Origin of the sequence: Bifidobacterium panos, assembly GCF_012932445.1 — a bacterium.
GTDB lineage: Bacteria > Actinomycetota > Actinomycetes > Actinomycetales > Bifidobacteriaceae > Bifidobacterium > Bifidobacterium panos.
The window spans coordinates 1-2,961 of the sequence record NZ_JAAIIJ010000037.1 but is presented as its reverse complement, the minus strand read 5'-3'; the positions used below and the strand labels follow the sequence as shown (position 1 = coordinate 2,961).

General features: G+C 57.4%; 1 protein-coding gene. It reads left to right on the top strand.

What is annotated here, in order from left to right; translation table 11 throughout:
* Positions 1–299 precede the first annotated feature (299 nt).
* Positions 300–2,961 (top strand): InlB B-repeat-containing protein (locus G1C94_RS07580; protein ID WP_172147237.1); only part of this gene is annotated, 2,662 nt, incomplete at its 3' end.

Sequence of the window (2,961 nt, the reverse complement as noted above, 5' to 3'; positions counted from 1 at the left end):
TTTGTGTTTGGGTTGTTTGTACTGTTCTTGGTATTCGGTGGTTGCGTTAGGCTTTTTTGATGGCGTATGTGGATCAGAGATGGGTTGGCTTGGGGGTGCGGATGTGGCCAGGTGTGGGGTAGCTTTTGGCGCTATTGGTGACCCCGTTCCCATCGGAACGGTCGCATGGTTTTCCGGCCGGCCGGTGCGTGGGGTTTCCTCCTCCTCTATTGGGAGGGCGCTTTTGCGCGCGAAGTTCGTGCGGGGAGCGTCGTTTCTGTTGGGGGAGAGTCGATAAAAGAAAGAATTAGGAGTTTCTTATGGTGAGATTTTCATCTCAAACCGGCGTCGGTCGCGGGTTGCCACGTTGGCTGGCGGCCGTGCTGTCGGCGTTGGTCGTGTTGGCGGTGGCCGTGCCGGGCGCTGGCTTGGCCGGCGTGCGAACCGCGCAGGCGGCGACCAACAACTTGATTAACGGTGATTTCGAATATCCAGGCCTCAAAGATGGTACCGCAGGCTACTGGAACTATATTAGCCCTCTTGATGGGACATGGTATAATGCCGACGGTTCCGGCTGGACAAGTATTCCGGATTGGGAAGATTTGAAGTTCGGCTGGCTCTCCACTCAAGTTGCCACTACCAAAAACCCTGCTGCCATAGTGGAGATTCAGAAGGATTCCACTACTGGTAATATTTATGGCGAGTTGTGTGCCGACCAAGCTGATAAGGCGATTTATCAGGATGTTGCGACTACGGTTGGTACGCGTTACACGGTGGAGTTGGATCACGCCTCCCGGGCCAGCTCTTTCACTGATGGTCTGCAGGTGGTTGTTGGCGGGCAGACTATTACGATGACGCGCATCAGCACGAACAAAGCCGGTGACAAGGTCGGCGAGAGTGGCACGGTAGTCTCCACCCACGCGACCAACACTGGCAGCTTTGATAGCCATGATGGTCAGTGGGCGCGTTATAGGGGTTCGTATGTGGCGACCAGTGAGACGACTCGTTTCACGTTCAAGAGTGTGTCCTCTGCGACTGCGACTGCCGGTAATCTTCTTGATAATATTCGTTTCGTTCGTGAGTATCCGTTTACGTATGATGTGAATTTGCCGGATGGTGCGACGCTTCAGGGTGATGCGCCGGTGTATAAGAATGGTTCCGGTGAGGCGTATGTGTCCGAGGGTGATGCGGCTGTGGATTCCTCGGGTTGGACTGTTGGTGACACGTCGAAGGTCGAGGGTTATCATTTCGATGGCTGGTGTTTGAACAAGTCGGGTGTGTCGGCGTATGACTGGAACACGCAGGTGTCCGGGTTGACGACGGTGTACGCGAAGTGGACGCCGAACTCGTATAAGATCAACTACAATTTGGATGGCGGCACGCTGGGGTCGGATTCCCCGACGTCGCATACGTATCTAACGAAGACGACGTTGGTCAACCCGACGAAGTCCGGTTACGAGTTCAGTCATTGGACCGACCAGGACGGCAACACGGTCACAGAAATTTCCGCGGATACGAAGAAGGAAATGACGCTGACCGCGCATTGGACGGCGAAGTCGGACACGGAATACAAGGTCGAGCATTACCTGCAGAACGTGAACGACGACGGGTACACGCTCCAGTCCAAGGATACGCAGACGCTGCAGGGCGAGTCGGGCGCGCAGACGAAGGCCGTGGCGAAGACGACCTATACGGGTTTCACCGCCGTCACGCCCACCCAGGAGGCGATTGCCGGTGATGGTTCGACTGTTGTGAAGGTCTATTACACGCGTGACAAGCACAATGTGACGTTCGATGAGAATGGTCATGGCACCAAGCCCGCCGGCCAGTCGGATGTGAAGTTTGGTGCGACGGTGGATGATCCGGGCAGCTTGTCGGCGGACGGGTACACGTTCGGCGGCTGGTACGAGGACCAGGAGTGCACCGACGCGAAGAAGTGGGTGTTCTCCAAGAACACGATGCCAGCTGATGATCTGACCCTGCACGCGAAGTGGATCGCGAAGACGGACACGGGCTACAAGGTCGAGCATTACCTGCAGGACGTGGACGACAACACCAAGTACACCCTCAAGGACACGGACGAGAAGTCCGGCGAGACGGGCCAGGACACGGCCGCCGTGGTGAAGACCTACACGGGCTTCACCGCCCCCGCGGTCGTCCAGGAGAAGATCAAGGGCGACGGTTCGACCGTTGTGAAGCTCTATTACACGCGTGACACGAACAAGGTGACGTTCGCCGTGGGTACGGACGGCGCGTTGGTCGAGGGCGTGAAGGATTCGGTGGAGGTGAAGACCGATCAGTTGCTTTCCAAGGCCGATGGGTTCCAGCAGCCGGACGTGAACGCGAACGCGGGCAGGAAGTTCGTCGGCTGGCAGCTTGGCAAGGATGGCCCGGTGTATCAGCCGTCGCAGATCGGTGGCCTGACGGTGTCGTCGAATACGACGTTCAACGCCGTGTACGAGCAGCTGCCGGAAGTGAGCGTGGTGTACAGCTTCAACGGCGGCCATGACGCTGACGGTAATACGTCCGTGACGTTGAAGGGCGTGGATGGCACCGAGTACACCGACGAGGCCAAGGCCAAGGTTCCGGATACGTCGAAGTTGGAGCGTACGGGTTACGCGTTCAAGGAGTGGAGCCCGGCTGTTACGGGTAAGTATGCGTCGGTGACGTATACGGCCCAGTGGACGGCGAACACCAATGATGTGAACTTCGTGGTGTCCGAGAATGACAAGCACGGCAGTCTGACGGGCAACACGGGCTATCGGGTGTTGACCGGTGAGAAGGTCGGTGGCAAGCCCACGGTGACGGCTGATGGCGGGTATCGTTTTGTTGGCTGGGTGTCCAGCGAGAACGACAAGGTGTATTCGCAGGACAGTGTGGACGCGTATGTCGTGTCGGGTGCGAATAAGGATATTACGTTTACGGCGAAGTTTGTGCCGGAGTCGAGTGTGGAGGTGCATTACAACTACGCCGGCGGCTACA